Source organism: Planctomycetaceae bacterium (assembly GCA_041398785.1).
In the GTDB taxonomy this organism is placed as follows: domain Bacteria; phylum Planctomycetota; class Planctomycetia; order Planctomycetales; family Planctomycetaceae; genus JAWKUA01.
Genome location: JAWKUA010000002.1, coordinates 186,603 through 203,314, shown reverse-complemented (window position 1 = coordinate 203,314; position 16,712 = coordinate 186,603). Strand labels below are relative to the sequence as shown.

The following is a 16,712-nucleotide window of genomic DNA, read 5'->3' as shown; positions in this document are numbered from 1 at the left end:
AACAGGCCGGATCGGCGTTTCAGGGCTTTGGATGCTGCTGCGGCAGCGACCGTTGACCCCGCCGGTTGGCAGATACTCCCGTGTCGGGAGCAATGAAGGCGTTGATATGTCAATTACCCCGGAAGTGAAGAGGGGGCTGATCAAGGAATTTGGTCAAACCGCGAATGATACCGGGTCGCCGCGTGTACAAATCGCCGTGCTGACTCATCAGATTCAGACGCTGACCGAACATCTTCGGATGCATAAGAAGGATCACGCCGGGCGGCGCGGTCTGTTGTCAATGGTCGGGCGTCGGCGACGGCTGCTGGACTACCTGAAGCATAAGTCTCCGGAACAGTATGTGGAGATGATTACTCGCCTTGGAATTCGCAAGTAACGGCAGAGGCGTCGCACGCGGGATTTCCGGCGTCGACGCCTTGTTTGTTGGTGCCTTCGTCGGCGGGACTGCGGTCGATAAGCCGGAAAAGATCGGGTCTGAGGCCCGTGACGCCTGAATCGTGATCGCGTGTACGGTGATCGCAAGAATTGTGATCGCGAGTACTGTGATCGTCTGAATGTTGTTGCCGAATGTTGCTTTGATCGTGTGATCTGACTTTTTGTTGTGTGTCGTTTTTTGTCCTGACTGCTGCCGCAGGTTCGTCGCGGATTGCCGCCACCTGGGGCGACTTTGAGTTGTCGGAAGTTGCAGGCGTATTGTCTGAGTGAGTTTGATTTGCCAGTGCTGTCGCAGCGTGTTGCCTGGTCGATTCCAGGCGCAGCGGACCGCCAACCAGACGTGTCTCACACGAACCGCGGAAGTTCGTGGCTTGCTTTCCTGATGTCGTAAAGTTGCTGCTCGTGCGGAATATCTGAACTTTCGAATCTGCGATTTGGGAACTGGAAATCAGGCGCAAGTGACAATCTGCAGGACATCCGAAGGCTGCTGTCCGGCAGGAAGTCCCCGTCTCGTTTTCCACCGTTTCCTCAGCGGTCTTTGCTCCGGCCATGCCGGGTGAGGATCTGATCGTGAAGAAAGTTGAAGTAAGTTGTGAATTCGGAGGCCGTACGCTTTCTCTGGCTTCCGGTGAGCTGGCAAAGCAAGCCAGCGGCGCTGTCATGATTCAGTTTGGCGAAACCAGTGTGTTTGTCGCCGCTCAGACCGGACCCTCACGTCCGGGTGTCGACTTCTTCCCGTTGACCGTCGACTACCGGGAGCGCCTGGCCGCGGCCGGAAAATTCGCCGGCGGGTATCTCAAACGGGAAGGCCGCCCGACGACGCGCGAAATCCTGACGTGCCGCCTGACGGACCGCCCCATCCGTCCCCTGTTCCCGAAGGGTTTCCGGGACGAGGTGCAGATTCAGTCCAACGTCATGTCCAGCGATGGGGAGAACGATCCCGACGTACTGAGCATCAACGGAGCCAGTGCGGCGCTGATGGTCTCCGGAATGCCGTTTCGCGGACCAATCGCCGCGGTGCGACTCGGGCTGGTCGACGGCGAACTGGTATTGATGCCCACGGTGCAGCAGATGGCCGACAGCAAGCTGGACCTGATCGTCGCAGGATCAAAGAAGGCGATTCTGATGATCGAAGGCTTTGCCGCTCAGATGCCCGAAAAGGAAATGGGCGACGCGATTATGTACGCCCATCAGTACATTCAGCAGTTGTGTGACCTGCAGACGGACCTGGCAAAGCAGATGGGTGTCGAACCGGCTGCTCAGCCGGAACCCGAAGCGAACCCGTTTGATGAGATCCTCAAGACAGAAGCCTACGCCCGACTGAAAGACGCGAAGGCGACACTGATGAAGCACGAACGCGCCGATCGGGTCCGCGACCTGAAAACGGAGCTTCTGGAAAAGTTCTTCCCTGCCGAAGCGGAAGTAACATCGGACGGGCTGACTCGAAGTCAATTTGCCGGTGCGTTCTATAAGCTGGAATCGCGAGTCGTCCGGGATTTGATTCTGGCCGGCACACGTCTGGATGGACGTAAGTCTCACGAAATGCGACAGGTGACCTGCGAAGTCGGAAAGCTGCCTCGTGTTCACGGGTCTGCTGTGTTCACGCGCGGCGAGACTCAGTCACTGGCTACGGTGGCTCTGGGAACGACTCGCGACCAGCAGCGCGGCGACGGACTGTTCGGAGAAACGTCCGACCGGTTCATGCTGCACTATTATTTTCCATCCTTCTCTGTGGGTGAATGCCGTCCGATCCGCGGACCGGGCCGACGCGAAATCGGGCACGGGTGTCTGGCGGAACGCTCGGTCGCTCCCGTCATTCCCGCGCCCGACAAGTTTCCCTACACCATTCGGGTGATTTCAGACATTCTGGAATCGAACGGCAGCAGTTCCATGGCCTCGGTCTGCAGTGCGACGCTGAGCCTGATGGACGCCGGTGTGCCGATTCAGCAGCCGGTTGCCGGAATTTCCATCGGGCTGGTTGACGAAGGCGACCGGTACACTCTGCTGACGGACATCATGGGTGACGAAGATCACTTCGGCGACATGGACTTCAAGGTCGCGGGGACGGGCCGGGGTGTGACCGGCATTCAGCTCGACCTGAAAACCGACGGGATCAGCGAGGCGATCATTCGCGACACGCTGGAACAGGCACTGCGAGCTCGCAAGGAACTGCTGCGTCAGATGCTGACGGCGATTCGCAGGCCGCGGCAGTCCGTATCGGAGTTCGCTCCCAAGCTGGTACAGACGTCGATCAATCCCGAGAAGATCGGCCTGCTGATCGGTCCGGGAGGCAAGACGATTCGTGCCATTCAGGAGGAATCCGGTGCTCAGATCGACATTGCGGAAGACGGCACCGTGACGATTTCCGCAGCGAACGGAGCGGCTGCGGACGCTGCTCTGGCCCGCATCGAAGCCCTGACGGAAGACATTCAGGTCGGCAGGATCTACAAGGGCCGTGTGACATCCATCAAGGATTTCGGTGCCTTCATCGAAATTGCACCCGGCAAGGATGGCTTGTGTCACATCAGTGAACTGTCGGATGGCTTCGTGAAAAATGTCACCGACGTTTGCAGGATGGGTGACGTCCTGGAAGTCAAAGTCATAGCCGTGGACGATCAGAACCGCGTCAAGCTGTCTCGCAAGGCCGTTTTGGCGGAAACCGGTGGCGGTGGTGACGATGATGACGACGACGATTTTGAAGACGACGAATAGTTGCCCGCTGCCGTCGACCAGCCGTCTTCGCGGGATCCCCGCGGGGACGGTTGTTTCTGGTCCGTTCGAATCGGAGACCATGATCGTGGAAACCGAGCTTGCTCACGATGAACGGCAGCGGCTGCAGGCGCAGAATACGGAGCTGGCCACCCTGGCCGGGGGGCTGGCCCACGAGATTCGCAATCCGCTGTCGACAATCGGAATGCACCTGGAACTGCTGTCGGAAGACCTCCGCGACGAGGATTCCGCGAAGTCTCGGCGCATGCTGGCGCGGATCGAAAAGCTGCGGGGTGAATGCCACGACCTGGAAGATGTGCTGAATGCCTTCCTGCAGTTCGCGCGGGCCGGAGAACTGGACCTGGAAACCACCAGCCTGAACGCTATCGTCCGCGACTACATTGCCTTTCTGCAGCCACAGGCCCGCGATCAGCATGTGGAACTTCGCTCACATCTGGATGCGAATCTGCCGGATGTTCAGGTCGATGTGTCACTGATCCGCCAGGTGCTGTCTAACCTGGCTCGCAACGCGCTGCAGGCGATGCCGAACGGCGGCACACTGGAGTTTCTGACGATGAGCCGCAACGGCGATGCCGTCCTGGAAGTCATCGACACCGGCAGCGGCATGGACGATCGCACGCGACAGAAGATGTTTCAGGCCTTTTTCTCCACGCGGTCCGGCGGCAGCGGGCTGGGCCTTCCGACTGTGCGACGAATTATTGAAGCTCACGGGGGAAGCATCGGCTGCGAAAGTGAACCGGGGCGAGGCACCCGGTTCACCATTGCGCTGCCGGAATCGGAACCCCGGATTTCCGCCCGGGGCGGCTGATGACCGACGCGAAAAACGACGCACCTGATCTGACCACGATCCCCATTCGAGTACTCGTCGTCGACGACGACGAAAGTCATGCGCAGGCGGTGGCGGACAGCCTGGCTCGCATCAACTGTGAATGCAAAGTCGCGTCATCCGGCGAACGCGGTTCGCAAATGATTTCCGGCGAATCCTGGGACGTCATCGTGACAGACCTGCAGATGGGAGATGTCGGAGGCCTGGATATCCTGCGGCAGGCCAAGGACGACCTGCCCGACGCGGAAGTCATCGTTCTGACGGGCCACGGTTCGATTGCTTCGGCGGTCACCGCCATGCAGCACGGCGCGTATACGTACCTGACGAAACCGCTGGACATCAACGAACTGCGGTCAGCCGTGGAAAAAGCCTCGGCGCGGCTGCGTCTGATCCGGCGCAATGCGGAGCTTCGGCGATCGCTGGAAGAGCGATTTGGATTCGAAGGCGTCATCGGCAACAGCCCGCAGATGCATCGCATTATCGAAATCCTGAAAAACGTGGCTCCGACGGACAGCACCGTCCTGATCAGCGGAGAAAACGGCACGGGCAAGGAACTCGTCGCCAAGGCCATTCACCAGAACAGTCCGCGAAAGAACAAGCCGTTCGTTCCGCTGAATATCTCCGCGCTGCCGGACAGTATTCTGGAAAGCGAGTTGTTCGGCCATGAACAGGGAGCTTTTACTGGCGCGATGGGCCGCCGCGTCGGCAAATTTGAATACGCCAACGGAGGAACTCTGTTTCTGGATGAAGTCGGCGAAATGCCGATGGACACGAAAATCAAGCTGCTAAGAGTTCTGGAAGACCGCAAGGTCACGCGACTGGGCGCCAACGACGAGATGGACATCAATGTTCGACTGGTCGCCGCCACCAACGCAAGTCTGAAGAAGATGATTGAGGAAGGGACGTTTCGCGAGGATCTGTACTACCGCCTGAATGTCGTAAATATCGAACTGCCGCCGCTGCGGGATCGTCCGGGTGACATTCCACTGCTGATGGAGCATTTCCTGCGCGACCTGTCGAAGAGAACCGGTCGCGAAGTGCAGGGTTTCTCACGAACTGCGCGGCTGGCGCTGCTCAGTTATCACTGGCCGGGAAACATCCGGCAGTTGCGCAATACCATCGAAAGCATGCTGGTGATGGACACGGACGGGCTGCTGGATGTTGACGGTCTGCCGCCCGAAATCGCGCCGCTGGTGTCTGATGATTTGACAGCCGGCGAAGCTCACGGGCCCTCCGGTGCCGATTCATTGATTGGCCGGCCGCTGGAAGAAGTTGACAAGTACTACATTCAGCGTGCGCTGGAACTGACCGACGGCAACCGCGAAGAAACCGCCCGCCTGCTGGGAATCGGCGAACGCACTCTGTACCGCAAGATCAAGGAATACGAACTGCGGAAATAGCGGTCCTGTCGACGGTTGCCGTCGCACGGACAGAATTCAGGACACGTCTTCGTCGTCGTCCGGTGCTGCCAGGCCGCTTTCGCCTCCCTGCAGTTTTTCCAGCCGCTGCAGAACGTCCTTGTATTCGTAGTCGACCGACAGAATCTCCGTATAGTGAGTCTCGGCCTGTTCGGTCTTGCCGGACTTCTCGTAAACGCGTCCCAGCCAGTAGTGCGCGCGTTTGAAGGCGTCCGGCTTGTCCTGAGCGCTGAGTCCCTCCAGGGCGCGTTCAAACTGCCGGCGGCCGAGATCCAGCTTTCCGTCCATCATGAAGCATTCACCCAGCCAGACCAGCGCGTCGTCCTTCAGTCGTGAATCGGCGCTGGCCTGCTGGTACAGCGGAATTGCCTTCGAATACTGCTTGGACTTGCGATATCGCTCCGCCATCTCAAAACGCATTTTCATGTCGTTCGGGTGACGTTCGATGCGCGGCGCGAAGACTTCGAGTTCCCTGGTCCGGAGTTCCGTCTGCAGTTCGATCACCTTTTGTTTCAGGCGATCGTTGTCCGGCTTCTTGCGAAACCGGTCGGTCGCGTCGGCAAGCCGATCACGGACGATGTCAAGTTCGACGTCTTCCTTCAGTTCCAGGATATCCGTGCTGTTGCCGGAAATCTCCAAAGCCTTTTCGTACTGTTCCAGTGCCTGCGGAAGCTGCCGTGCCTTGTGGTAGTGTTGAGCCAGTTTCACATAGTTGTTGATGTTTTCCGGCTCCTTGCGGATTGCGTGGCGCAGGTCGAGTTCCACGGACTGGCCGGGAGCGTCGGCTTCCGGCTTGCCGCCCTTTCGAGCGCGCCGGTCCGCTTCGTACGCGTTGACGGGTTCTTCCTTGTCAACTTTGACATCCTGAGTGTTCTTCGCCTTTTCGTAATTCCCGCGATCCATGACGGATTCCGCGTCGATCTGCCCCATCATGGACCGAGCGTCGCCGTCAGTCGGATCGAGTTTATAGATCCGCTCGAAACACGCCCGGGCGCGTTTGTATTCGCCTCGTTCCCGCAAAACGAAGCCCAGCGCCTTGTTGTACGGAATGTTGTTGATATCCAGCTTGACTGCCTGTTCCCATGCGTAGGCACCCACTTCGCCGCGTTCCTGTTCGACGGCCGCTTCTCCGATGTCCGCGAACAGTTGAGCGTCCCAGGGATTGACCAGCAGACCTTCTTCCGCTGCCTGATCGACGGCCGTCCAGTCCTTCTTCATGCGTGCCTTCTTGACTCGACCGCGAATCCCCATCAGTTTCACGCTGGCCATTCGGGCACCGGTGCCGTTGTCATCGTACTTCTTTCGAAGGCAGCCATGCCGAGTCTGGCGGTAGAGCAGTACGTCGGGTTTCATCTTCACAGAGTTGCCGTAGCATTCGACGGCAAAATCCCAGTTCTGACGACCCATGGCTTCGTTCCCTTTTCGGAACCAATCCTGAGCCGCTTTGGAAAGCTGGTCTGTGCCAAATCCACCTTCACTCATTCCGGTCACTTTCTGAGACTGCGATGTGATGCGCACCGGCGAATTTCGGTCGCCCGCAGCTCATAGCATACCCCTGGACGGACCCGTCGCCCAGCGTTTGTCGCGCAGAACCCGGCGTGCGCCGCGTAAGCCGCCCCGTTGTCTTTCTTGTGCGGACATTATGCAATTTCCGCCATCACTCGCCGCCGCAGACGCCCGTCGAGGCTGACGGCATCAGCCGGCTGACGGGTCTCCGGGCGGGTAATCTGAATATGTCGCGGCGCGTCGATTCCCAGCTGCACACGATTGCCGCCGACCTGCAACACGGTGATGGCGATATCCAGTCCGGGGATCAGAATCTGTTCCTGAGTTTTGCGTGAAAGCACCAGCATGTTGCCGTCCTTTGAAAAGTTGATGTTGATAGTGAATGTCAATAGGGAGTCGAAAAAAGGGGAGGCGGATTCGAAGACTTGCTGTAACCGGCCGGATCGGGATTCCGGCGTCTCATCGCAGTCCGAAACTGCCGGAAACCTTCCCGTCGTCAGGGAAACAGGTGTCGCTGGCCAAGGAATGCATCCCGGCCCGGATAAACGTCCCTGGTTCCTTCCGGTATGTAGATCAGCCGAAGCCGATGCAGGCGAACCACCAGATTGGAGATCGTCACCGTGCAGCGGTCCGCCAGTTCATAAAGTTGGTTCCAGTCGGTGACGTCGATGTCGGCAGCCGCTTCACGGATCAGCCATGCGGGCATCAGCAGCGACGACTGATAGCGATCCACCGCGCTTTTGACTTCGGGTGAATCTTCGCCGGCTGTCAGTTGGCGATAGAGATCGAAGTAGCGTTCGTCGTAAACGGCGCGGTTCAGCACTTCCACCAGGACTCGCCGATCGGCTGCCTGACGGCGTACGACGCTGTCCTGGATTTCGAATCCCGGCAGCAATGGGTGATGCAGGCTTGTGCGGTCGATGTCGATATCCCAGTGCCCGGCTTCATGACCGATTGTGCTGCGTTCCAGTCCGGGCTTGGCTCGAAACAGTTCCAGGTGACGACTGTTGAGCACGATGCGTCGCTGTTCGGGAACCAGTCCCGCAAGAATCTGTTCACCGGGACGTTCGTCGATGTCGACCCAGTCGAAGTCAAGCTTCAGAACCTGTTCGACGATGTTTTCCACGGGCACAGGCAGTGACACCGTGGTCCCGGACAGTGCTTCATACTGCCGAATGCGCAGTGCCGTGACTTCGTCGATTTCCCGCGTTCGCAGATTGGTCAGATCAAAGCGTCGCATGTCAGTGTGGCTCCCTGCCTCCGGTCGGCACTAACTGGTGTCGGCGGCCGAAACGTGCGATGTGTGAATTCAGGCCGGAAAACCGGTGTGAATCAGCGCCCGCGCCGGCGAGCGTCGCTGCTTTCCACGTTGTCCAGCAGATCAGCCAGCGCGTCGTCCGACAGGCTCAGGATTCGGCGGAACACAGCCGGCTTTGCCAGAATACGATCCCGAAACGAATCCGGGATCCGGCGAGCCAGCAACAGCAGTTCGTCAGCGTCGGTGTTCAGTGCTTTCGCAAGCTTCTGCAGCGTGTCCTCGCGCGGTGTTTGATCGGCATCCAGCCGGTCGTTTTCCACGCGGCTCAAGTAGGTGAAATTGATCCCGATGCGGTCCGCCAGTTCCCGCTGCGTGAGATTTCGCTGTTTTCGCAATTCGCGGATTCGCTGTCCGATTGTCGTCATCTTGCACACTCCCTTGCCGCGTGGACGCAGTGATGCGACGCTTCCCCGGATCGATCGGGCCGAACAGCGTCAGTGGTGCGAAGCATATTGAGTTGACATTTACTGTCAACAGCAATTTTCGGCGCGCAGAATGATTCATGCGGCATGAGGATTCGTGGAGTGCCGAGCGCAACCGTGTTTTCTTTCCCGGAGCCGCGCAACCAGGCTTTGGTCCCCGGAACAGCAGCGAGAAGGCTTGATCGATGTTTGAAGTGATGATGATTTTTGCAGGCCTTGGCGTGGCTTTCTGGGCGCTGATTGCGGTTGCCGGTGCCATGCCCGTGATGTCGTTTGCGAAGGTTGAGCTGCAGGAGCTTTCGCCCGAGTCGATGAAGAAGGCGCTGAAGCTGGCGCTGGGTTCACGGCTGGAAATTGACGGTCAATGGCTGCGTGATCAGGGAATCAGGCCGCTCGGCGCGTTTCGGGCCAGGCATCTGGCGATGGAACCGACAATTGTCGCATGGGCTCGGCCCGGTGAGGCCACCTACTTTTGCGTCTATCTTGTCCAGGGCGCAGCTCAGTCGATGGACTGGGTCACGATTCTGTCACAGCGAACGCTGACCACTGGCGGAAGCCGCGACGGACAGTTGTTTCCTTCGATGCCGGGAAACTGGGTGCAGACATTCGAATCCCGTGACGCAGCGGTGCTGTGGGAACATCACCGTGCGGCGATTGAGTGGATCTATTCGACGGAAGGACTCACGCCGGATTCCGGTGATGTGCCGTTTGAAGATCTGCTTGAGTCGGAACTGAAGGCTCAGTCCCGGCACCTTCAATCGTTTGCGCTGTGGTTTGCGAGGATTCCGTTCTGGTATTTCACACGCCGCTTTACTCGCCACAACAAACCGATTCAGGATCTGACGTTTACGCCACCGGAACCGGAGTTCTGACACTTCCTGGTCGGCACCGCTCAGTCACTCTCGCCGCCAAAGCGGGACGCGACCTGCCGGCCGATGAAGCGAACGAATGCCTCACCCAGCTTGATCCGCGTACGACCGCCGTTTTCGATCAGGCGAAAGTCAACTTCGATACGGTCCCCGCCTTCGGCCATCGTTTCGCGAAACCGCTTTCCAGCCTGTTCGCGGCGCTGTCGAAACCGCTCGCGCGGGTTGTTCAGGCGATTCGGCCGGCCCTGATCCTGTCCGGCAGTGTCGCTCGCCTGCCCTTCGGCACCGGTTTCGGCTGCTTCATCGGCGGCAGTCGTTTCAACAGCGGTGCGGACGCCCTGTTGAAGTTCAAGCAACTGGTTGACGTTGACGACCAGGCGAAATGACGGCGGAGCCTGGCGTTCCTGCGGCGATTCATAGGCGGCGGCAAGCTGATCCATGACTCCGGTGAGCGTCCTGAAGGCATCATCGCCGCCAACGCAGCCCCAGGCAGATCGTGTTCCCACGCCGAAGATGAAGGCGGAGTTTCTGCCGAACAGTTCGTCGCGGGCCGGATCGGTGCCCTTGAACACAATCCTGTGGAATGTAATGCCGGCGTGTTCGTTGTAGCCGGTCTGAATGTCGCCGATGTCCTTCTGGTCTTTGACCCGCTGCAGCAGATCGAACAGTCCGGCCGCGATGGCGTCACCGTCTTCGACTCGCCAGGCTCCCACAATCGCCAGCTTGTCACTGGAATCAGCATAGCACTGACCGAAAAGGTCCAGGTGTCCCTCCATAAACGTTTTCTGCAGCGCGGACAGTCCGGAATTCAGCGGGCCGTTTTCTTCCGGTGCGTCGCCCAGGCCGTTGATGTCAATCTGCCGCGCCAGCTCGTGTTTCAGACCTTCGAAGACTCCTGAATAGCGTTCGCGGTCCCGTTTGCTGAGGATGGACGACATCGACAGCGAGACCGGCGATTCGTCGCTCAGCAGCGGAGTGAAGTAGCTGGGTTTCGCCGTCGATTCGAAGATTTCCTGCAGCAGTTTGGTGCCTTCGGGCGCTTCGAAGACCATGTCCAGATTCAGCGACCGTTCCTCCGCCGAGACCCTGACGCCGATTGTCAGCCGGTTGAGTTCATCCATCAGCAGCTTCAGGCCGTCGATGTCACCCTGCATCCACGACCGCCGGATTTCGTACAGACTTTCCGGTTCGTCGTCACGCTGCTGCATCTGAGTCGACATCGTCGCGGTCAGCAGATTCAGAATCAGATCGCGGGTGGCTTTGGGAACCGCTTCGACGTCCAGCGTGATCGCCACGTCGAACTGTGTCGCCAGCGCGGCGGCCAGAGTTTCCGGCGCGGGAAGGTCGCGATCGAACGCCGGATCCGGTTCGAAGAACGGCAACTGAATGAAGGCATACCCCTGTTCGATGCGCATCTGAGACGTTTGCTGAGGGCCAATCAGTTCATAGCGACCGTCCTGGTTCGGGACATTGACCATCACTACCGTCCCGAGTTCCAGCGTGCGCTGAAAACTGGCGATGTCGTCAACGGGCATGAAAACGACAAATTCGAACGCCGGAGGAAAGACACTGCCCAGATAGGCCATGATCCCGATCGGACGATCCCAGTCGATGCCTTCCAGCCCGCCGGCATTGTCTTCGATGCGGCTCAGAATCGCGTCCAGCGTGTCCGGAGCACCCGCCGCGTCGAAAACATAGGCCAGCTTCTCTTTGGCGCGGTTCAGGCTCGCCAGTGAAGCGACGACAAGCGGTTTGGTGCCGGTTTTGACCGATCGAATTCCCAGCGGGTTGTTCTCATCGTCCGATTGAGCCCGCACCTGACCTGCCGTGCCGGAAAGTGTGGCGGTGATCACGGCGACGCACGCCAGCAACAGAAACGATCGTCGACGGAAAAAGGAGAACATGGCGGACATTCCGGGGATCCAGGAGAAACACCGCATCGTGCGGCAGGAGAAATCAAGTCCCAGCGGCGATTCGCAGCGGAGTAGCGAATCTCGCCGCCGAATTGTAGAAACTCAGCCCGGCAGGCAAAGATTCGCCGCACTTGGCCGAAACGCCACTGATTTGCACGATTGAGACCACAGCCGCCGGGGCCGACACTGATGAAGACGCTTCAAAAACTCTGGACCGGTGTGGCCCTGGTGTGGCTCACGATCTGCGTGGTTGTTTCTGTGATGACGCTCGCCAGTTCGACGTTCGCTCCCGGAATCGTCGCGACCGTCTACGTGTGGACGACGTCAATTCTCAGCGCTGCGGCGTTCGGACTGTATGGCTACGACAAACTTCGTGCGGAACGCGACAAGTCCCGGATTTCCGAGAAGTCTCTCCACCTGGTGGCTCTTTGCGGCGGCTGGCCGGGTGCCGTGATGGGACAGCAATACTTTCGCCATAAGACGCTGAAACTGACCTTTCGAGCGATGCTGGCGGCTATCGTCTTGCTGCACTGGACGGCCGCCGGAATCTGGTTCTGGCTGAGCCGCACGCCACCAGCCGCTTCGTAGAATGGGTTCAGAACCGGCGAAGACGAGGCGGAACGGGCCGTGGTCCCGCTCGCTGCCGCCCCCGCGGGTCGCACGTCGGCCCCGTGCTTCGTCATCCCAATTTTGCTGGATCGCTTTGGCGAGGCATCCGGACGGGGGAGTCAATCGCGCCTGCGCGATCATTGGAAAGGCGCAAAACCGGGAAGGAGAGGCGCCTGCAGAGCCGCTGCCGCATCGGACGTCCTCCCGCACACACGGCTCGGCGGAAGCGTCGCCCCGCCGTCGGTCGCGTATCGGGGTTTATCGAACCACGCGTGACGCACCGCCGCCGTGGCGTTCAAAATGAACATGTGTTCACTTCCTGTTGAGATCTGAAAGTGGCTGCCAGTGAACATCATTCAGGCGAATTTTGCCGAGCAGATTTCGGCAACCTGTTTTTTCGGCTGAAGTTCCGACGACCGCTGCCAACTGCTCAGATTTTCCGGTGGTCACCCCCGCCAAGCCATGTTGCTGCGTGGCTCAGGCACCGCTAAAACCGCCGCCTCTCTCTCTTGATTACGGAATTGGCGGGAGGATTCTCCGCACAGCGCGGCGGAATACCCTTTCGGCAGTCTGTTTCGAAAGCAGTCTCACCAACATCTGATGCAGGAACAGCATGATGCCGTTCGCAGCAGATCAGCGTGCCAGCCGGTACGCGAATCTCATCTTCGATTCGAGGAACGTCATGACGAACGTTCGAACCGCCTGGCGAGTCACGTCACGTGCCTGTCTGCTGCTGCTGTGTGGCAGCATATCCCTGTTGAGTCAGCCGTGCGCGCAGGCGCAATTTGACGGGATGACGTATTCCAGGACGCCGTTTTCGGGTTCCTCTTCCGGTTCGGCCAGTTCAACGATGGACGAGAACCGTCGGGGATTCGGGATGAGATTCCGCGGCGGTCACGACGCCGGTAACACGGTCGGCCGACTGCAATCGGTGTCTCACGTGGAATTGTCACCGTACTTTAGCGCCGGAGACAGCTATCTGTTCGGCGACTCCCGAATTGTCATGGACAACGGCGGAGACCTGGCGTGGAGCTTCGGTACCGGATACCGGCATTACTTACTGGGACCGGACATCGTCGTCGGCGGCTACGGTTACTTCGATCGCGATCAGACAACGGGCGCTCATTTCCGGTCCTGGACATTCGGCGGAGAACTTCTGGCAAACCGCTGGGAAGCTCGCGGCAACTATTACCGGCCGTTCGGAAACACATCGGAGATGGTCGGTTCTCGAATCGACCAGTCCAGTGCCGCGTTTGTCGCGAACAACATCACGTTCAACCAGATCAATTCGTTCGCTGAGGCTCTGGAAGGATTCGATTCGGAAATCGGCGTGCTGTTGCCGGGCAAGCTCGCCGAACAGTTCGACGTTCGGGCGTTCGGCGGCGGATACTACTACCAGGGTGAAAACATCCCCGGGTTTTCCGGCTTCTCCACCCGCCTGCAGGCCGACATCGCCGATTGGCTGGAACTGTCTCTGAAGGTGACGGACGATTCTCAATTCAGCACGAACGTTGCCTTCAACGCGGTTGTCCACTTCGGCGGTTTCAAGAGTCAGGAACACACGCGTCGATCGGCCATCCAGCGGTTTGCCGAACCGGTTCGCCGCAACCTGACGATCGCTACTTCCACTTCGGACGTGGCTACGGCACCGTTGATCGCGATCAATCCGGCGACCGGATTGCCGTTTAACGTCGTGCATGTCAACAGCAACGATCTGGGCGGCCCGTTCATCGGAACAGTCGAAGATCCGCTGAATTCGCTGGCGTCGGGTCTGGCTGTTCCGGGAGCCGACCTGGTGTTCGTCCATGCGGGAAGCACGTTTGCCGCGGCTCCGGATAACACCGTCGTGCTTGCGACGAATCAGAATCTGTTCGGTGAAGGCCTGATTGCCGGTGCGACGGGCAATCGTAAGGTCATGAACGAGATCACGGTCGACGGAATCAGTGATCCGCTGATCCTGCCGGATTCGCCGACGTTCGCGTCTAACCTGGCAACGCTGGGGCCGGCTCCGTTCGGTCCGTTGCTGTCGACGGCTGCGATTGATCCCATTCTGTTGCGGCCGATGCTGTCCGGTTCCGCGGGCAACGCGGTGACTCTGGGTGACGGCAGCAGCTTCGGCGGTTTCATTATCGATGGTCCGGGGGGCAACGGCATCTTCAGCGACGGAGTCGGCGGGACCAGGGTCAGCGATGTTCTGGTTCAGAACGCGGGAGGCGCCGGCATCCTGCTGCAAAACACGATGGATTCGACAACGATCCTGGACACCATCATCACGAATGCGACCGGGCCCGCCTTTCATGTCAATGGAGGGACGGGCGTGATCGGTTTTACTTCCACCAGTGTCGGGCTTGATCCTGCGTTCGGCCACATCGAGAACACTTCTCAGGAAGCGGTGCTGATCGAAAACATGACGGCCGGGTCTGTGAACATGTTCCGTTCCACGATCAATGATACGGGCGGAGCGGGCATTGTGATCCGTGATACGGCATCCAATGCGACGATTGACAACGCCAACATTCAGGACAGCACGGGGACGGGAATCTCCGTTACAAACAGTTCCGGAGATTACGCGTTCCGGAATTCACTGCGGAACGCAACTGTCGTGAACAACGCCGCCGGACCGTCCGTGCTGATTTCCGGTACCACAGGCCGTACGCTGTTTGACAATCTGTCCATCACAAACCCGAACGGCGCTGGCATCGACATCAATAACCTTGAAGGCAACGTGACATTCTCGCAGGACGTGACGATAGGAAACGCGGCTTCGGGAACCGCTGCAGCCGTCAGCGTCGACAGTACACTTGCCGGCGGATCCGTGCAGTTCGCGCGGGCTCTGACAATCAACGGCAGTCTGGGCCGCGGAATCGAACTGCTCAGCAATGCGGATGGCAGCAGTTTCAGCGTCAACGGACTGACAACGATTGTCTCCGCCGCAACGCAGGGAATCGCGATTCTGAACGACAGTGGTTCGACCGTCTTCGCGGGCGGCACGGGCATCAGTCAGCGGGGAGCCGAAGGGATTCAGATTCTCAATTCCGACGGCGTTGTCTCGTTTCAGCAGGGCACCGGTGTGGACAACCTGTCGGGATCCACCGCGGCCGCCGTCGATATTCAGGATTCCGAAGCGCTGGTGCTGTTTGAATCGCTGGGGATCCTGAACGCCACGGGGAACCCCGGCGGCGGAGCAGGCGTCAACCTGGTCAATAACGTTGCCGGCACGAACGGTCCGGCACAAATGATCTTCAACAATGTGGACATTCAGTCCAACGGCGGAGTCGGCTTCTTTGGATTCAACAACGAGAGCATCCGCGTGGGTACCGGTAACGTCAACAGCAACCTTGCTGCCGCGGTCGACATCGAGCAGTCCGGCATCAACATCCACCTCGACACGCTGACCAGCACCGGGTCACCGGACTTCGGCCTGCGACTGGTGGAGACGAATCGTCCCGGGATGAAGACGTTCGACGTTGGCCCTCAGGTTCCCAACGCGTTTGGTCTGGGCGGTGCCATTACCGGCGCAGGCATCTCCGGCGCGCAGCTTGAGAACGGTGGTCAGATCAGCCTGAAATCCGTGTCATTTGATGATAACCAGACCGGCATCACCGTCCTGAACAGCGGAATTACGACAACCGACGATCAGTTCCTGGAACTGCTGTTTGTCTCCATGACGCGTTCCAACTTCCGCGGGATCGATGGACAGAATCTGACTCTGCTGGACATTCAGGATTCGCTGTTTGATGACAACGGTGACAACAACCCGGCCGTTGCAGGGGCAGATCTGGACCGCGAAACGATTCGGATGACCTACACCGAAGTGCCCAATGATCCGGACACTACACTGTTCATTGACTACGACAATCCGTACGTCATCAATGTCGAGCGGACAACGTTTGTCGACAACTCCGACGACATCCTGAACATTCTGAACACGGCCTCTGCCGTCGGCGCGCACATTGACGTGAACGTTCAGGACAGTTCACTGACAGTCACCGATGTGCTGGACGTCAATCCTCTGGACCTGTCAGAAACGGGCTTCAAGTTCGCCTGGAACGGTCCCGCCAGGGTTCGGCTGGCCAACAACAACTTTGAACTGAATGGTTTCGACATCAACGAAACGGAGACGGCGATGGACATCCAGACGTTCTCCATCACCGATGAACTGCTGACCGACATCATCAGCAACGGCGTGGTCAGCGTGCAGCCCAACGCGACAGCCCTGCAGATGCAGACTTTGGGAATGTCATCCTCCAACATCACCGGCAACGCGTTTCAAATGGACGGATTCGACAGCACCGGCATGACATTCCGGCTGGCCGCCAACACGCTGATGGACATTTCGAACAACCTGATGGCGTTCAACGGTGATGGCGGTGCCGGCATGATCTTCAATTCCGTCAGTCAGCCGTCGGCGTTCAATATCAGCGGCAACCAGATCGGTCTGTTTGACCTGGGTGTCGGAACGCTGGCGGAGGAAGGGATTCGCTTCCGGGCCGTTGCCGGAACAATCAATCTTTCCGGCCTGAACAACAACCTGGTCTTTCTGCTGAACCCGGGTGGCGGCTCGTTTATCGAAACACCATTCTCGTTCGTCGGAAGTGCCAACGGCCGAATTCTCGTCAACGGTGCACTCGTGCCGTAGCGCCTGATTCCAGCGGAGTCGTCAGAT

12 protein-coding genes are annotated in these 16,712 nt (G+C 58.9%); 7 read left to right on the top strand and 5 right to left on the bottom strand.

What is annotated here, in order from left to right; genetic code table 11:
- Positions 1-106 precede the first annotated feature (106 nt).
- The 4 genes from rpsO to R3C19_02970 all read left to right on the top strand — a co-directional run bounded on the left by rpsO (position 107) and on the right by R3C19_02970 (position 5,391).
- Positions 107-376 carry a 30S ribosomal protein S15 gene (gene rpsO / locus R3C19_02985; GenBank protein MEZ6059307.1) on the top strand — a complete coding sequence of 90 codons (270 nt, stop codon included), beginning with the start codon at positions 107-109 and terminating at the stop codon, positions 374-376.
- Between the two features lie 629 nt (positions 377-1,005).
- On the top strand, positions 1,006-3,147 hold the full coding sequence (gene pnp, locus R3C19_02980; protein ID MEZ6059306.1) for a polyribonucleotide nucleotidyltransferase: 2,142 nt from the start codon (positions 1,006-1,008) through the stop codon (positions 3,145-3,147).
- 85 nt (positions 3,148-3,232) lie between these two features.
- Complete coding sequence (locus R3C19_02975; GenBank protein ID MEZ6059305.1) at positions 3,233-3,973, top strand: ATP-binding protein; 741 nt, start codon at positions 3,233-3,235, stop codon at positions 3,971-3,973.
- Positions 3,973-5,391 carry a sigma-54 dependent transcriptional regulator gene (locus R3C19_02970; GenBank protein ID MEZ6059304.1) on the top strand — a complete coding sequence of 473 codons (1,419 nt, stop codon included), beginning with the start codon at positions 3,973-3,975 and terminating at the stop codon, positions 5,389-5,391. Before R3C19_02975 ends, R3C19_02970 begins: the two co-directional genes overlap by 1 nt.
- 36 nt (positions 5,392-5,427) lie before the next feature.
- On the opposite strand, the gene R3C19_02965 is transcribed toward R3C19_02970, so the two are convergent.
- The 4 genes from R3C19_02965 to R3C19_02950 form a co-directional block, all read right to left on the bottom strand.
- Positions 5,428-6,891 (bottom strand): tetratricopeptide repeat protein, encoded by a 1,464-nt coding sequence (locus R3C19_02965; GenBank protein ID MEZ6059303.1) that lies wholly within the window; start codon positions 6,889-6,891, stop codon positions 5,428-5,430.
- Positions 6,892-7,049: 158 nt separating this feature from the next.
- The gene (locus R3C19_02960; protein MEZ6059302.1) at positions 7,050-7,262 is read right to left on the bottom strand and encodes a carbon storage regulator; all 213 of its coding nucleotides are present in this window, start codon (positions 7,260-7,262) and stop codon (positions 7,050-7,052) included.
- Between the two features lie 149 nt (positions 7,263-7,411).
- Positions 7,412-8,155, bottom strand: coding sequence for a hypothetical protein (locus tag R3C19_02955; GenBank protein ID MEZ6059301.1), 744 nt, complete (start codon positions 8,153-8,155; stop codon positions 7,412-7,414).
- Between the two features lie 92 nt (positions 8,156-8,247).
- Complete coding sequence (locus tag R3C19_02950) at positions 8,248-8,598, bottom strand: helix-turn-helix transcriptional regulator (GenBank protein MEZ6059300.1); 351 nt, start codon at positions 8,596-8,598, stop codon at positions 8,248-8,250.
- A gap of 242 nt (positions 8,599-8,840) precedes the next feature.
- Between R3C19_02950 and R3C19_02945 the strand changes: the two genes are divergently transcribed.
- The gene (locus R3C19_02945; protein MEZ6059299.1) at positions 8,841-9,527 is read left to right on the top strand and encodes a hypothetical protein; all 687 of its coding nucleotides are present in this window, start codon (positions 8,841-8,843) and stop codon (positions 9,525-9,527) included.
- A 20-nt stretch (positions 9,528-9,547) separates the two neighbouring features.
- Here the strand turns inward: R3C19_02945 and R3C19_02940 are convergent, their stop codons facing one another.
- Entirely contained in the window at positions 9,548-11,428 is a 1,881-nt protein-coding gene (locus R3C19_02940) for a hypothetical protein (protein ID MEZ6059298.1), read from the bottom strand.
- Positions 11,429-11,626: 198 nt separating this feature from the next.
- Between R3C19_02940 and R3C19_02935 the strand changes: the two genes are divergently transcribed.
- Positions 11,627-12,025, top strand: a complete 399-nt coding sequence (locus tag R3C19_02935; protein MEZ6059297.1) for a DUF1294 domain-containing protein — start codon at positions 11,627-11,629, stop codon at positions 12,023-12,025.
- Between the two features lie 703 nt (positions 12,026-12,728).
- Positions 12,729-16,685, top strand: coding sequence for a right-handed parallel beta-helix repeat-containing protein (locus R3C19_02930; protein ID MEZ6059296.1), 3,957 nt, complete (start codon positions 12,729-12,731; stop codon positions 16,683-16,685).
- Positions 16,686-16,712 lie beyond the last annotated feature (27 nt).